The following is a 14,378-nucleotide window of genomic DNA, read 5'->3' on the forward strand; positions in this document are numbered from 1 at the left end:
TGGCCGGTGGTCGCCGTGATATGGCGTCCGGGGGAGGCGATGTGTTGTTATGTGGTTTTCTGGGGGCGTAGCGCTCCGGCGGAGGCGGCCATGAAGGCGGCGAGCAGGGCCGGGATGCCCAGGGCGGCGGGCAGGCCGACGAGTTCGGCGGCGCCGCCGATGATGGCCGGGCCCGCGACGAGGCCGGCGTAGCCGACGGTGGCGACCTGGGCGATGGCCTGTCCGGCGCGGGCGGGGTCGTGGTTGCCCGCGGCGGAGAAGACCTGGGGGACGATGGGGGCCAGGCCGAGGCCGAAGAGGGCGAATCCGGCGATGGCGACGGGGATCTGGCCGGAGAGCAGGGCGGCGCCGAGGCCGAGGGCGGCGACGAGGCCGGAGTGGCGGACCAGGCGTACCGGTCCGAGGCGCTGGGCGAGGCGGTCGGCGGTGAAGCGGCCGGCGGTCATGGCGATGGAGAAGGCGGCGAATCCGGCGGCGGCGACGGCCTGGGGGGCGCCGAGGTTCTGGAAGAGGTAGACGGCGGTCCAGTCGTTGGCGGCGCCTTCGCCGACGAGGCCCGCGAAGGAGACGACGCCCATGAGGATGATCCAGGCGGTCCAGGGGGCGCGTCGGCGGGGTGGGGCGGGGGTCGCGGGGGGTGGGGTGGCGGGGAGGAGGTGGCGGCCGGCGTACAGGGAGATGAGGGCGAGGGGGAGGCCGACGGCGGTGAGGGTGGTGGCGGCGCTGAGGTCGAGGGCGGCGAAGAGGGCGCCGATGCCGGCTCCGGTGAAGCAGCCGAGGCTGAACATGCCGTGGAAGGAGGACATGATGGGGCGGCGGTAGGCACGTTCGACCTCGACGCCGTGGGCGTTCATGGAGACGTCGAGGAAGGCGTTGGTGAGGCCGAAGAGGAAGAGGGCGGCGATGAGGGCGGGCAGGGTGGTGGCGTAGCCGGGGGGGATGACGGCGAGTGCGGTGGTGATGGCGGCGGGGGTGGTGAGGCGGGCGCTGCCGAGGCGGTCGGTGAGGTGTCCGGCGAAGCGCATGCCGGTGAGGAGTCCGATGGCGACGGCGAGGAGGCCGTAGCTGAGCTGGCCGTCGCTGAGGTGGAGGGTGTGTTTGACGGCGGGGATGCGGGCGGCCCAGGTGCCGGAGACGATGCCGAGGAGGACGAAGAAGTAGCCGACGGCTTTGCGGGCGCCGGCGGGGTGGTGGTGGGTGGTGGTCATGGGCTCCCCGGGTGTGGTGGATCCGGGGCGTATTCAATCATGGTGGGTGGTGGCGGGGGGGTTTTGTGGTGGGGGTTTTGGTGGGGGTTTTGGTGGGGTGTGCGGTGGGGTGTGCGGTGGGGTTTCAGTGGACGGAGAAGCCGCCGTCGACGCAGATGGCCTGGCCGGTGATGTAGGCGCTGGCGTTGCCGGCGAGGAGGACGGCGATGCCGGCGAAGTCGGCGGGCAGGCCGTTGCGGCCGGTCATGGTGCGGGCGGCGAGTGCTTCGACGCGGCCGGGGATGGCTTGGGCGGGTTCGGTGAGGGGGGTGAGGACGAAGCCGGGGATGATGGTGTTGGCGCAGACGCCGTGGGGGGACCAGGCTTCGGCTTGTGAGCGGGTGAGGCCGGTGATGGCGGCTTTGGAGATGCCGTAGGCGCCGCTGTCGCCGAAGGCTTTGTGGGATTGCTGGGAGCCGATGTTGATGATGCGGCCCCAGCCGCGCCGGGCCATGCGGGGGCCGAAGTGCTGGCCGAGGAGGTAGGGGGCGGTGATGTTGACGGCCATGGTCTTTTGGTAGTCGTCGGTGGTGAGTTCTGCCATGGGGGCGCGGATGTTGTTGGCGGCGCTGTTGACGAGGATGTCGATGTCGCCGAAGTGGGTGGGGGCCTGGTGGCACAGGCGGGTGATGTCGTCGGGGTCGGCGAGGTCGGCGGTGATGGCGGCGGCGCTGATGTGGTGGTCGTGGAGTTGGGTGAGGGTGCGGGTGAGTTCGGTGGTGCGGCGGGCGGCGATGACGACGGAGGCGCCGGCGTGGCCGAGGGCGTGGGCGATGGCGTGTCCGATGCCGGAGCTGCCGCCGGTGACGAGGGCGGTGCGGCCGGTGAGGGAGAAGAGGGTGTCGGTGGGTGTTGTCACAGCGACAGAACCTATCATCCCACCTTTTTGTGAGGGTTGTCGTTCTGCAGGGTGAGGGCGGCCTGCTGGATCTTGTGCATGACGGCGGACAGGTCGTGCAGGGTGGGGGTGTCGAGGTGTTGCAGCAGGCGCCGGAACTCGGTGAGGCCGGCGTCGGTGATCTGTTCGATGAGGGCGCGTCCGGCGGGGGTGAGCTGGGCGCGGCGGATGCGGCGGTCGTGGGGGTCTTCGCGGCGGGCGACGAGGCCGTGGGCGACGAGGCGGTCGACGAGGCCGGTGACGGTGCCGAGACCGACGTCGAGGTGGGCGGCGAGGTCTTGTCCCGAGGCGGAGTCCTGGCCGGAGAGGATCATGACGACTTTGAGCTGGCGCATGGTCAGGTTGGAGTCGAAGAGGGGGGATGGGGCGCGGTGCTGGGCCATGAGCCGGCCCAGGTCGCGTTGCATGGCGCCGATCTGGTCGATCAGCTGTTCGCGGTCGTCGTTCACGCTCACCTCTCGCTTCCTGAGAAGGTTATCAGGATTGGTAAGCATCGTTAAATATTCGTATGAGGCGAAGTGTTAGTGTAGGGCGAATCTTGTTGTGACATCCCTCCTTGAGGAGCCCGCCCCCATGACCTCCCTGGCCAGGTTGAGCCTCGCCAACCGCAGCCTCGTGATAATGATCGCGCTGGTGTTGAGCGCGTTCGGCCTGTTCGCGATCCCCTCGCTGAAGCAGCAGCTGCTGCCCTCGCTGTCGTTTCCGGGGGCGTTCGTGGCGGCCTCCTACCCGGGTGCCTCTCCTGAGATCGTCGAGGAGCAGGTGACCGAGCCGATCGAGAACAGTTTCCAGGGGCTGGAGGGGGTCTCGGAGGTGACCTCGACGTCCCGGGAGGGGATGGCGCAGGTCCAGGTGGCGTTCGAGTACGGCACCGACATCGACGCGGCGGTCGCGGAGATGCAGCAGGCGATCTCGCGGATCGAGGCGCAGCTGCCCGAGGGGGTCGATCCGCAGGTGCTGTCGGGCGGCACCGACGACATCCCGGTGATGCAGCTGGCGGTGGGCGACGGCGGTGACCAGCGGGTGATGGCCGAGCGGCTGGGGCGGCTGGTGGTGCCGGAGCTGCAGGCGATCGAGGGGGTGCGTTCGGCGACGGTGACGGGCACCCGCGACGAGGTGGTGACGATCACCCCCGATGCCGGCAAGCTGGCGTTGCTGGGGTTGTCGCCGACGGCGGTGGCCGAGGTGCTGCGGGCCAACGGGCAGCCGGTTCCGGCGGGCAGCGTGACCGAGGACAAGGTGTCGCTCACGGTCCAGGTGGGGTCGCGGATCTCGACGCTGGAGGAGCTGAAGGACCTGTACCTGACGCCCGCCGCGCCGGCGGCGCAGCAGCAGGTGCCTTCGCAGGCCCGGCAGGCGCCGGGCGGCGGGGCGGCCCAGCAGGCACAGCAGATCCAGCAGGCGCAGCGAGCCCAGGCGCAGACGCAGGCGCAGCGTCCGCCGGCGGCTCCCAAGCCGGTGCGGCTGGGGGACGTGGCGACGGTGGAGCGGACGCTGGCCGAGGGGACGTCGCTGACGCGGACCAACGGGCAGCCGAGCCTGGGGTTGTCGGTGACGATGACGCCGGACGGCAACGCGGTGACGATCTCGCACGAGGTGCGGGAGAAGATCCCCGAGCTGGTGCGGGCGATCGGTGACTCCTCGGAGATGACGGTGATCTTCGATCAGGCGCCGTACGTGGAGCGCTCGATCGAGGACCTGACGACCGAGGGGCTGCTGGGCCTGGCGTTCGCTGTGCTGGTCATCCTGGTCTTCCTGCTGTCGGTGCGCTCGACGCTGGTGACGGCGGCGTCGATCCCGCTGTCGGTGGTCATCGCGCTGATCGCCCTGTGGGTGGGGGACTACTCGCTGAACCTGCTGACGCTGGGCGCGCTGACGATCGCGGTGGGCCGGGTGGTCGACGACTCGATCGTGGTCCTGGAGAACATCAAGCGCCATCTGGGATACGGGGAGGCCAAGCGCAAGGCGGTGCTGGCCGGGGTGCGCGAGGTCAGCGGCGCGGTGACGGCCTCGACGCTGACGACGGTGGCGGTGTTCGCGCCGATCGCGGTGGTGGGCGGCATGGTGGGACAGCTGTTCGCACCGTTCGCGATCACGGTGACGGTGGCGTTGCTGGCGTCGCTGCTGGTGTCGCTGACGGTGGTGCCGGTGCTGGCGTACTGGTTCTTGAAGGCGCCGGTGCTCACGCCGGAGCAGGCGCGGGTGGTGCGTGAGGAGGCCGAGGCCAAGGAGATGCGCAGCCCGTTGCAGCGGGCGTACCTGCCGGTGCTGCGGTTCGCGACGCGGCGGCGGCTGGTGACGGTCCTGGTCGGCGTGGTGGTGTTCGCCGCGACGATGGGCCTGGCCGGGCGGCTGGAGACCAACTTCATCGACTCCTCCGGCCAGGACACGGTGTCGATCAGCCAGCGGATGCCGGCCGGTACCGACCTGGCGACGACGGACGCGGCGGCCAAGAAGGTCGAGGAGGTCCTGGCGTCGCTGAAGGGTGTGCGCGACTACCAGGTGAACGTGGGCGGCGGCGGCGGTTTCCTGGGCGCGGGCGGCGGTGGCGGTGACCGGGCCTCGTACTCGGTGACGATCGCCGAGGAGACCGACAGCGCGGAGCTGGAGGAGGAGCTGCGCGCCCGGCTGAAGGAGCTGCCCGAGGCGGAGATCGGTGAGGTCACCGTGGGCGGCGGCCAGGGCGGTCCCACCGGCGGGTCGACCGACCAGTTGCAGGTGATCGTGCAGGCGCCGGATGTGGCGACGCTGCGGACGGCGGCCGAGACGGTCCGCACCGCGATGACCGGCCTGGGCGGGCTGCGGGATGTGACCTCGAACCTGGCGGCCGGTGCCGAGCGGGTCGAGGTGCGCGTCGACCGGGAGAAGGCGGCGGCCAGGGGGCTGACGGAGACGCAGATCGGGCAGCTGGTGGCGCAGCGGTTCCGCGGGGCGCCGCTGGGTGAGCTGACGCTGGACGGCCGCTCGGGCGCGGTGGTGCTGCGGACCGCGGACGCGCCCGAGGACGTCAAGGCCGTGGGCGCGCTGAAGCTGCCGACGGCGACGGGCGTGGTGAAGCTGTCGCAGGTGGCGAAGGTGTCGACGGTGGCCGGTCCCACGCAGGTGACGCGGATCGACGGTGAGCGCAGCGCGACGGTGTCGGGTACGGCGACCGGCAGTGACCTGGGGGCGGTGACGACGGAGCTGACCTCGAAGCTGGAGGCCCTGGCGTTGCCGGCGGGGGCGAGCTTCACCGTGGGCGGGGTGAGCGCCGACCAGGCCGAGGCGTTCGGGCAGCTGGGGCTGGCGATGCTGGCGGCGATCGCGATCGTCTTCATGATCATGGTGGCGGCGTTCCGGAGTTTCGTGCAGCCGCTGATCCTGCTGGTGTCGGTGCCGTTCGCGGCGACCGGCGCGATCGGGCTGCTGCTGGCGACGGGCACGCCGATGGGGGTTCCGGCCCTGATCGGCATGCTGATGCTGATCGGCATCGTGGTGACCAACGCGATCGTGCTGATCGACCTGATCAACCAGTACCGCGAGCAGGGCATGGGCGTGGTGGAGGCGGTGATCGAGGGTGGCCGGCGCAGGCTGCGGCCGATCCTGATGACCGCGGTGGCGACGATCTTCGCGTTGATCCCGATGGCGCTGGGGCTGACCGGCTCGGGCGGGTTCATCTCCCAGCCGCTGGCGATCGTGGTGATCGGCGGGCTGCTGTCGTCGACGCTGCTGACGCTGGTGCTGGTGCCGACCCTGTACGTGATGGTGGAGCGGCTCAAGGAGCGGATGCGGCGCACGCCCAAGGACGGCGGTGAGCGGCCGCAGCTGAAGGTCTACGACAAGGACGAGCTGGCGCCGACGACGGCCCGGTAGGCCGTTCGGCGAGTCGTTCCGGGAGAGCGGGGGAGCAGGGGAGCAGGGGAGGTGTGGGAGCCGGTCGCCCGCGCGGGCGACCGGCTCCCACACCTCCCCCCGGCGGTCTCGCCGCGCCTGCCGTGACCGCCTGTCGCGTCCCGGGACACACCCGGCTACCCCCGGGGCGTGTCCCCGGGGTTCCCGGCCCGCTCGGGTCTCCCGGGCTTTTCGGGGTTCCTCGCCGTCCCCGCCCGCCCCTGGTCGGGGCGGGCGGGGACGGCGGAATATACTGACGCAACGTGACTGCCAAGCCGCGTATCCCCAATGTCCTTGCCGCCCGCTACGCCTCCGCGCAGCTGGCCCATCTGTGGTCCTCCGAGTACAAGGTGGTGGCCGAGCGGCGCCTGTGGCTGGCCGTGCTGGCCGCGCAGGCGCGGCTGGGGGTGGAGGTTCCCCCCGGGGCGCAGGCCGACTACGAGAAGGTGGTCGACCACGTCGACCTGGAGTCGATCGCGGCCCGCGAGCGCGTCACCCGCCACGACGTCAAGGCCCGCATCGAGGAGTTCAACGCGCTGGCCGGCCACGAGCAGGTCCACAAGGGCATGACCTCGCGGGATCTGACCGAGAACGTCGAGCAGCTGCAGATCCGCGACAGCCTGGTGGTGGTCCGCGACCGGTGCGTGGCGTTGCTGGCCGCGCTGGCGCGCCTGGCGGCGCAGCACTCGCAGCTGGTGATGGCCGGGCGCTCGCACAACGTGGCCGCGCAGTCGACGACGCTGGGCAAGCGGTTCGCCTCGGCGGCCGACGAGCTGCTGGTGGCGTTCGCCCGGCTGGAGGAGCTGATCGCCCGCTACCCGCTGCGCGGCGTCAAGGGGCCGGTCGGCACCGCCCAGGACATGCTGGACCTGCTGGGCGGCGACGCGGCCAAGCTGGCGGCGCTGGAGGACGAGGTGGCCGCGCACCTGGGGTTCGCCCACCGGCTGACGAGTGTGGGGCAGGTGTATCCGCGGTCGCTGGACTACGAGGCGCTCACCGCGCTGGTGCAGCTGGCCGCCGCCCCCTCCTCGCTGGCCAAGACGATCCGGCTGATGGCCGGGCACGAGCTGGTCACCGAGGGGTTCGCCGAGGGGCAGGTCGGCTCCTCGGCGATGCCGCACAAGATGAACACCCGCTCGTGCGAGCGGGTCAACGGCCTGGCGGTCATCTTGCGCGGGTATGCCGCGATGACCGGGGAGCTGGCCGGGGACCAGTGGAACGAGGGCGACGTGTCGTGTTCGGTGGTGCGCCGGGTGGCGCTGCCGGACGCGTTCTTCGCCTTCGACGGGCTGGTGGAGACCATGCTGACGGTGCTGGAGGAGTTCGGCGCCTTCCCCGCGGTGATCGCCGCCGAGCTGGACCGCTACCTGCCGTTCCTGGCCACGACGAAGATGCTGATGGCCGCGGTGCGGGCCGGGGTGGGCCGCGAGAGCGCCCATGAGCTGATCAAGGAGCACGCGGTGGCGTCGGCGCTGGCGATGCGCGAGGGCGCGGGCGGTAACGAGCTGATCGCCCGGCTGGGGGCCGACGAGCGTTTCCCGCTGGAGGAGGCGGCGCTGCGGGCCCTGCTGGGCGAGCCGCTCTCCTTCACCGGCGCGGCCTCGGCCCAGGTGGAGGCGGTCGTGGCGCGGGTGGAGGCGGTCGTGGCCCGCTACCCGCAGGCGGCCGCCTACCGTCCCGGGGCGATCCTCTGATCTGAACGGCACGGACGCCACGGAGACCTCACGGACGGCCCGGACGGTATGAACATCACGGACGGCATGGACGGCACGCCGGTGCGGCTGAAGGACGCCGCCGAGGTGGCGAAGGCCTGCGCCGGTGACGCGCTCGTGCTGTGGGGAGCCCAGGCGATGGGCCCCGGGGTGCGGGCGTGGGCGCTGGGGGAGGCGGTGGCGGTGGCCTGCCCCGACCTCAACCGCCGCGACCGCCTCACGGTGCGCGGCCGGCCCGGCCCGGTGCGCGCCCTGGTCCGGCACGCGTTGCGGGAGATCGGCCCCTCCTACCGGGTGACGGGGGAGCGGGCCCTGGTCGAGGAGGTGGCCGCCGGGGACGCGCGGCTGCGGGTGCTGGGCACGTTCGAGTGGATGGACACCCCGCCCGGCGCCCCGCCGGACGCGCTCACCGCCCCCGGCCCGGGCCGGGACGCCGGCCCGGGACAGGCCGGGTGGCTGCGTACCGCCCAGGAGGGGGAGGTGAGCGCCCTGCTCGCGCGGGCCGCCCCCTCCTCCTGGGCGGTGCCGGGCGTGCCGGGGGTGCGGCGCTGGGCCGGGGTGCGCGGCGACGACGGGCGGCTGGTGGCGGTGGCCGCCGACGCCTGGTCCTGCCCGCCGGTGGGATTCGTCGCCGGGGTCGCCACCGCGCCGGCCCTGCGCGGCCGCGGGTACGGCGAGCGGGTGTGCCGGTTCGCCCTCGGTGAGCTGGCCGCCGCCCACGAGCGGGTCGCGCTGATGGTCGACACCGGAAACCACGCCGCCATCGCCCTGTACGAGCGGCTGGGGCTGCGCGGGCGGCCGCTGGCCGCCGCGGCCCTGGACGGCTGACCCCCACCCGGTCCCGGGCAGGGGGAAAACCTGGTGCGGGGCGCGGCCTCGGCAGGCAGAGTGGACGAAATGATGTCCAGTTTCATACCTGGCCTGGAGCTTTCGCGTGCTTTCTACGCCCAGGTCGTGCGGCCGATCGTGGCCGACGTGCCGCACAGTGCCGCGCTGATCGGTGCCGGGTCGGAGGTGCTGGCGTTCGACACCGAACGCTCCACCGACCACGACTGGGGACCCAGAGTAGTGGTGTTCGTCGCCGGGCACCGGGCCGAGCGGGTCCGGCGCGCCGTCGGCGAACACCTGCCCGAGGCCTTTCGCGGATACCGCACCACCGTGACCGGCGAACGCCACGGCGTGCAGGTGAGCGATCCGCGGGAGTGGTTCACCGAACGGCTCGGCTTCGACCCGCTGGGCGAGGTGAGCGTGCTGGACTGGCTGTCGACCCCCTGGCAGCGCCTGGCCGAGGTCACCAGCGGGGAGGTCTTCCACGACGGCCTGGAGGTCCTGGAGCGCGCCCGCGCCGCGCTGCGCTGGTATCCGCCCGACCTGGAGCGCTACGTACTGGCCGGGCAGTGGCGGCGCCTGGCCCAGCAGGAGGCCTTCCCCGGGCGGTGCGGGGAGGTCGGCGACGACCTGGGCTCGGCGCTGGTCACCGCGGAGCTGGCCCGTGACCTGATGCGGCTGGTGGTGCTGACGCGCCGCCGCTATCCGCCGTACGCCAAGTGGCTGGGTAGCGCTTTTGCCCGCCTGCCGGGCACGGCGGAGCTGGGGGACGCGCTGTCGGCGGCGGTGGCGGCCACCGGGTGGCGCCGCCGCGAGGAGCACCTGGGGGTGGTGTACCGGAGGGTGGCGGCCCTGCACAACCGGATGGGGGTGGCCCCCGCCCTGGAGGGGAGCCTGCGGCCCTACCACCGCAGACCCTTCCAGGTCATCGACGCCGGCCGGTTCGCCGACGCCCTCGGCGGAGCCATCACCGACGCCCGGGTGCGGGCGCTGCCGCCGGTGGGCTCGATCGACCAGTTCGGCGACTGCGTCGACCTGCTCACCGACCCGCGGCGTTGCCGGGCCGTCACCCGCGCCGTCCTGGACCTCTAACCGGACCTGCGGCCGGCCCCTTGAAAGGGGCTCAGGCGGTGACCGGTTCCCGGTGGCGGGCGAGCATGCGCCGCTCGAACCACAAGGTGGCCAGCGGCGGCACCGAGCACACCAGGCCGACGACGACGGTGCCCAGGCTCCAGCGGGCCTGACGGGCGGCGTACAGCACCGCGGCCAGATAGAGCACGAACAGGGCGCCGTGCACCGGGCCGAAGATCTTCACGCCGAGGTCCCCGGCGGCGACGACGTACTTGACGTACATGCCGACGAGCAGCCCCGCCCACGAGCACGCTTCGGCGATCGCCACGTAACGAAACAGGCGCAGTGCGGTCGGCACGGCAGGTACACCTCTCCTGAAGGGAAGAACGGCCGGAAAACGGATCGTCCGGACGAGGGGGAAACGGCCTCCAGCCTAGGGGGACGGGGTGCCGCCCACCCCACCGGGCCCGGCCGGGCCCGGCCGCGCCTCACACGCGAGACGGACGCGCTCCGGGGGCCGGCCGGAGAAAGACGGCCGGGGAGCACGGGGGGCGGGGATCGGCGGAGACGGCGTCCTTGACCTGAAGTTAACTTCAGCTTCTAGGGTCGTGGATGTGACACCACCCGCGCGCCCTCGCCCGGCGCCACCCGGTGCCGCGCGGTCCGCCGCGGGACACAGGAGGCCGGAGGCGTGCCTCAGCAGGACGCGGGCCGCGGACGGCCACCGGCGATCCCCCCCCCGCACGACGAGCAGACCCCCGCACGACGAACACAGAAAACATGGTGACGTGTGATGAGCATGGAAATGGCGGCCTGGCACTCGCTGTACAGCACGATGCGCGCCCAGGAGGACCGGCGGCCCTTCTCGGTGGCCACGCTGCGGCGCATCGCCGCCTTCGCCCGCCCGCACCGCACCCTGCTTGCGTGGTTCCTGCTGCTGAGCGTGGTGTCGGCGGTGCTGGCGGTGGCCACACCGGTACTGGCCGGGCAGGTGGTCGACGCGATCGTCGGCGGCGCCGCGGCGGGCGTCGTGGTCAGGCTCGCCGCCCTGATCGCGGTGATCGCACTGGCCGAGGCGGCGCTGGGCCTGGTGACCCGGTGGATGTCGGCGAGCATCGGCGAGGGGCTCATCCTGCGGTTGCGCGGCGCCGTCTTCGACCACGTGCAGCGCATGCCGATCGCCTTCTTCACCCGCACCCGTACCGGCGCGCTGGTCAGCCGGTTGAACAACGACGTCATCGGCGCCCAGCGGGCCTTCAGCGACACCCTCTCGGGGGTGGCGGGCAACGTGGTGACGCTCACCTTGACCGTGGTGGTGATGGTCGGCATCTCCTGGCAGCTGACCGCGCTGGCACTGGTCCTGCTGCCGCTGTTCGTGCTGCCGGCCCGGCGCGTCGGCGCCCGGCTGGCCCGGATGGAACGCGAGGCCGCCGACCACAACGCGGCGATGAGCACCCAGATGACCGAGCGGTTCTCCGCGCCCGGCGCCACCCTCGTCAAGCTGTTCGGCCGCCCCGCCCAGGAGTCGGCCGAGTTCCTGGCACGGGCGCGGCGGGTGCGTGACATCGGGGTCCGCACCGCGATGGTGCAGTCGGTGTTCGTCACCGCCCTCACCCTGGTCTCGGCGCTGGCCCTGGCACTGGTGTACGGGGTCGGCGGCTTCTACGCGTTACACGGCCGGCTGGAGCCGGGCGCGCTGGTGGCGCTGGCGTTGCTGCTGACCCGCCTGTACGCGCCGCTGACCGCGCTGGCCGGGGCGCGGGTGGAGGTGATGAGCGCCCTGGTCAGCTTCGAGCGGGTCTTCGAGATCCTCGACCTGCGGCCGCTGATCACCGACAGGGCGGACGCCCGGACGGTGCCCGAGGGGCCGGTGACGGTGGAGTTCGACCACGTCGGCTTCGCCTACCCCTCGGCCGAGAAGGTCTCACTGGCCTCCCTGGAGGAGGTCGCCACCCTCGACGCGCGCGGCGGCGCGACGGTACTGCACGAGGTGTCCTTCCGCGCCGAGGCCGGACAGATGGTCGCGCTGGTGGGCTCCTCGGGGGCGGGCAAGTCGACGATCGCGCAGCTGCTGGCCCGCCTGTACGACGTCGACAGCGGCGCGGTGCGGCTGTCGGGGGTGGACGTACGCGACCTGTCGGCGGCCTCGATCCGCCGGACACTGGGCGTGGTGACCCAGGACGGGCACCTGTTTCACGACTCGATCCGCGCCAACCTGCTGCTGGCCCGCCCCGAGGCCGGCACCGAGGAACTGTGGCAGGTACTGCGGCGCGCACGCCTGGAGGAGCTGGTCGCGGCGCTGCCCGACGGGCTGGACACCGTGGTCGGCGAGCGCGGCTACCGCCTCTCGGGCGGGGAGCGCCAGCGGCTGACCATCGCCCGGCTGCTGCTGGCCCGCCCCCGGCTGGTGGTGCTGGACGAGGCCACCGCGCACCTGGACTCCACCTCCGAGGCCGCGGTCCAGGAGGCGCTGGCGGAGGCGCTGGCCGGGCGGACGGCACTGGTCATCGCCCACCGGCTGTCGACGGTCCGCGCCGCGGACCTGATCTTGGTGGTGGAGGAGGGGCGGATCGCCGAGCGGGGCACGCACGACACGCTGCTGGCCGCCGGAGGCCGCTACGCGCAGCTGTACCGCACCCAGTTCGACCGGCAGGCCACTCGGCAGGACACTGTCTCGGCCGTCCCCGGCGCGAGCGAGCCCGGCGACGTCGTGGCCCTGCGCTGAACACCTTCCCGTGAACACCCCCTGCCCCCCGGAAACGGGGAGCCGGGGGAGCGGGGTGGTGGTTCAGGTCAGCTGCCCGGCTCGGCGCGGTCGGCGTTGGCGTGAATGGCGTCGCGGATGTAGACGCTCAGGCCGGTGGCCGAGGCCTCGTATCCGGCGGCGAAACGCGGGTCGGCGACGTACATGTCGCCCAGGCCGCGGTGCAGGTCGTAGGAGCAGTCGTAGCACCAGCGGGTGAGGTGTGCCCGGTGGCGTTCGGCCAGCTCCATCGCCCGCGGGCCGTCGGCCGGCAGCCCCTCACGGTAGGCCTCGGTGAAGTCGCGCACCGTCTGGGCGGCCTGTTCGGTGAAGCGCGCCCAGTCGTCCCTGGTCATCGCGGCCATCCGGGCGCGGGAGCGGTGCCAGGCGCCGGTGTCGCCCCAGCGCTCGCGCGCCTCCTGGTCGTGGTCTTCGGGAACGAAGTCACCGAAGACCACGAAACGCTCCTGGGGGGTCATGGGGACGCTCGAGACGTTCGCCTCCATGGCGTGCTCGACGGCGGCCGCCATCGCCCGCAACCGGTCGATGCGCCGGGTGAGGAGCTCGTGCTGGCGGCGCAGGTGCGCCAGGGTGTCGGTGGCGGGGTCGTCGAGGATGGCGGTGATCTCCTCCAGCGTGAAGCCGAGCTCGCGGTAGAACAGCACGTGCTGCAGGCGCTGCAGGTCGCCCTCGGTGTAGCGGCGGTATCCCGCGGCCGTGCGCCGCCCCGGTGAGACCAGCCCGATCTCGTCGTAGTGGTGCAGCGTGCGCACGCTGACCGCGGCGATGCGCGCCACCTGCCCGATGGCGTGGTCCGGCACGCGGCCAGGCCCATGGTCCACGGCGCCAGCCGTCGCGTGTCTCATGATGTGCCCCTGTTCACCGTGCCAGCCTGCACCCTCACGTTACGGCAGGGTCAAGCCCCCGGGCCCGGACTCGGGGGTGGGGGGGTGATGTCGACGACGGCCTTGCCGACGACCTTCCGTTCACGGACCGCCGCCACCGCCTCCTCGGCCCGCTCCCAGGAGCCGCGCCAGCCGACCTGCGCCGACAGCGCCCCCGAGGCGAGCAGGCCGGCCAGCAGGCCCAGGTCGGCGCCGACGGCGGCGGCGTCGCCGAAGGAGCTCAAGGTGCGGGCCGTACCGGGAAAGAAGGTCGAGCCGGGAGGGAAGACGGCGGGCTCGCCACCGGCCCAGCCGATGCTCTGCAGGGTGGCGCCGGGGGCCAGCAGCGCCCAGGCGGCCACCAGGTACGGGCCGCCGACGGTCTCCAGCACCACGTCGACCGGCTCGGCCAGCCGCCGCAGGCCGGTGAGGCCGACGACGACCTCGTGGGCGCCGAGCGCGGCCAGGGCCGGGCCGTGGGCGCCGTCGCGGACCGAGGCGACGACGTGGGCGCCGGCCCGGGCGGCCAGCTGCACGCCGTAGCGGCCCACGGCGCCGCTCGCCCCGGTGACCAGCACCCGCCGGCCCAGGACGGAGCCGGCGGCGCGCAGGGTACGCAGGACCGTCATCCCCGCCATGGGCAGCGCCGCGGCCTCGGCCAGGGCGGCTCCGCGCGGCAGGGGGGCGACGTCGGTGCTGGAGACCGCGAGCAGCTCGGCCCACGCGCCGGGCCCGAAGGCCAGAACGCGGGTGCCGGCCGCAGGTCCGGTGCCGTCGGCGGCGGGGCGGACGACGATTCCGGCGGCGTCGTGGCCGCCCACGTGCCCGGCGGGCAGCCCGGCGAGCATGCCCAGCTCGCCGGGATTGAGGGAGGCGTGACTCACCTGGACGAGCAACTGGCCGGGGCCGGGTTCGGGGTCGGCGGCCGTTCCCAGGCGCAGGCCGCAGGGAGCCGAGGGGTCGACGACGAGAGCGCGCACGCGGATGCTCCTGACCGGGAGGGCGGTGCGCGAGAACCCCCGCACACCGAACGAAGCGGACCGACGGTCCGGTTACATGTGGGCTAATATACGGACTCACGGTCCGGTTACGCAAAGGGGACCACAGGCGACCGGCTCCCCGAGC

At 72.9% G+C, this 14,378-nt stretch carries 11 protein-coding genes; 5 read left to right on the forward strand and 6 right to left on the reverse strand.

Going from position 1 to position 14,378, the window contains the following annotated elements; genetic code table 11:
* Window positions 1–47 precede the first annotated feature (47 nt).
* The 3 genes from ACFFRH_RS35305 to ACFFRH_RS35315 all read right to left on the reverse strand — a co-directional run bounded on the left by ACFFRH_RS35305 (window position 48) and on the right by ACFFRH_RS35315 (window position 2,600).
* Window positions 48–1,208 (reverse strand): MFS transporter, encoded by a 1,161-nt coding sequence (locus tag ACFFRH_RS35305; RefSeq protein ID WP_386161802.1) that lies wholly within the window; start codon window positions 1,206–1,208, stop codon window positions 48–50.
* Window positions 1,209–1,332: 124 nt separating this feature from the next.
* Window positions 1,333–2,106, reverse strand: coding sequence for an SDR family NAD(P)-dependent oxidoreductase (locus ACFFRH_RS35310; protein ID WP_386161804.1), 774 nt, complete (start codon window positions 2,104–2,106; stop codon window positions 1,333–1,335).
* 14 nt (window positions 2,107–2,120) lie between these two features.
* Entirely contained in the window at window positions 2,121–2,600 is a 480-nt protein-coding gene (locus ACFFRH_RS35315) for a MarR family winged helix-turn-helix transcriptional regulator (RefSeq protein ID WP_386161806.1), read from the reverse strand.
* A 118-nt stretch (window positions 2,601–2,718) separates the two neighbouring features.
* Between ACFFRH_RS35315 and ACFFRH_RS35320 the strand changes: the two genes are divergently transcribed.
* The 4 genes from ACFFRH_RS35320 (at window position 2,719) to ACFFRH_RS35335 (ending at window position 9,647) form a co-directional block, all read left to right on the forward strand.
* Window positions 2,719–5,997: an efflux RND transporter permease subunit gene (locus tag ACFFRH_RS35320; RefSeq protein ID WP_386161808.1), complete on the forward strand. Its 3,279-nt coding sequence runs from the start codon at window positions 2,719–2,721 to the stop codon at window positions 5,995–5,997.
* A 281-nt stretch (window positions 5,998–6,278) separates the two neighbouring features.
* The gene (gene purB / locus ACFFRH_RS35325) at window positions 6,279–7,709 is read left to right on the forward strand and encodes an adenylosuccinate lyase (protein WP_386161810.1); all 1,431 of its coding nucleotides are present in this window, start codon (window positions 6,279–6,281) and stop codon (window positions 7,707–7,709) included.
* Between the two features lie 48 nt (window positions 7,710–7,757).
* Window positions 7,758–8,555, forward strand: a complete 798-nt coding sequence (locus tag ACFFRH_RS35330; protein WP_386161812.1) for a GNAT family N-acetyltransferase — start codon at window positions 7,758–7,760, stop codon at window positions 8,553–8,555.
* A gap of 72 nt (window positions 8,556–8,627) precedes the next feature.
* Window positions 8,628–9,647 carry a DUF4037 domain-containing protein gene (locus ACFFRH_RS35335; protein ID WP_386161813.1) on the forward strand — a complete coding sequence of 340 codons (1,020 nt, stop codon included), beginning with the start codon at window positions 8,628–8,630 and terminating at the stop codon, window positions 9,645–9,647.
* 31 nt (window positions 9,648–9,678) lie between these two features.
* Here the strand turns inward: ACFFRH_RS35335 and ACFFRH_RS35340 are convergent, their stop codons facing one another.
* Window positions 9,679–9,984, reverse strand: a complete 306-nt coding sequence (locus tag ACFFRH_RS35340) for a DUF3817 domain-containing protein (RefSeq protein ID WP_386161814.1) — start codon at window positions 9,982–9,984, stop codon at window positions 9,679–9,681.
* A 435-nt stretch (window positions 9,985–10,419) separates the two neighbouring features.
* Here ACFFRH_RS35340 and ACFFRH_RS35345 point away from each other — a divergent pair, with 435 nt between their 5' ends.
* Window positions 10,420–12,351, forward strand: a complete 1,932-nt coding sequence (locus tag ACFFRH_RS35345; protein ID WP_386161816.1) for an ABC transporter ATP-binding protein — start codon at window positions 10,420–10,422, stop codon at window positions 12,349–12,351.
* Between the two features lie 68 nt (window positions 12,352–12,419).
* Here ACFFRH_RS35345 and ACFFRH_RS35350 read toward each other — a convergent pair whose 3' ends face one another.
* Together ACFFRH_RS35350 and ACFFRH_RS35355 are read right to left on the reverse strand one after the other, a co-directional pair.
* Window positions 12,420–13,190 (reverse strand): MerR family transcriptional regulator, encoded by a 771-nt coding sequence (locus ACFFRH_RS35350; protein WP_386161818.1) that lies wholly within the window; start codon window positions 13,188–13,190, stop codon window positions 12,420–12,422.
* A gap of 95 nt (window positions 13,191–13,285) precedes the next feature.
* Complete coding sequence (locus tag ACFFRH_RS35355) at window positions 13,286–14,233, reverse strand: zinc-binding dehydrogenase (protein ID WP_386161820.1); 948 nt, start codon at window positions 14,231–14,233, stop codon at window positions 13,286–13,288.
* Between the last annotated feature and the right edge of the window lie 145 nt (window positions 14,234–14,378).

This window comes from Streptosporangium vulgare, from assembly GCF_042428775.1.
Classification (GTDB): domain Bacteria; phylum Actinomycetota; class Actinomycetes; order Streptosporangiales; family Streptosporangiaceae; genus Streptosporangium; species Streptosporangium vulgare.

Bases quoted from the DNA above. Each gene is read 5' to 3' on its own strand.
- ACFFRH_RS35305 (WP_386161802.1), bottom strand. From the start codon at position 1,208: ATGACCACCACCCACCACCACCCCGCCGGCGCCCGCAAAGCCGTCGGC.
- ACFFRH_RS35320 (WP_386161808.1), top strand. From the start codon at position 2,719: ATGACCTCCCTGGCCAGGTTGAGCCTCGCCAACCGCAGCCTCGTGATA.
- ACFFRH_RS35330 (WP_386161812.1), top strand. From the start codon at position 7,758: ATGAACATCACGGACGGCATGGACGGCACGCCGGTGCGGCTGAAGGAC.
- ACFFRH_RS35335 (WP_386161813.1), top strand. From the start codon at position 8,628: ATGTCCAGTTTCATACCTGGCCTGGAGCTTTCGCGTGCTTTCTACGCC.
- ACFFRH_RS35345 (WP_386161816.1), top strand. From the start codon at position 10,420: ATGAGCATGGAAATGGCGGCCTGGCACTCGCTGTACAGCACGATGCGC.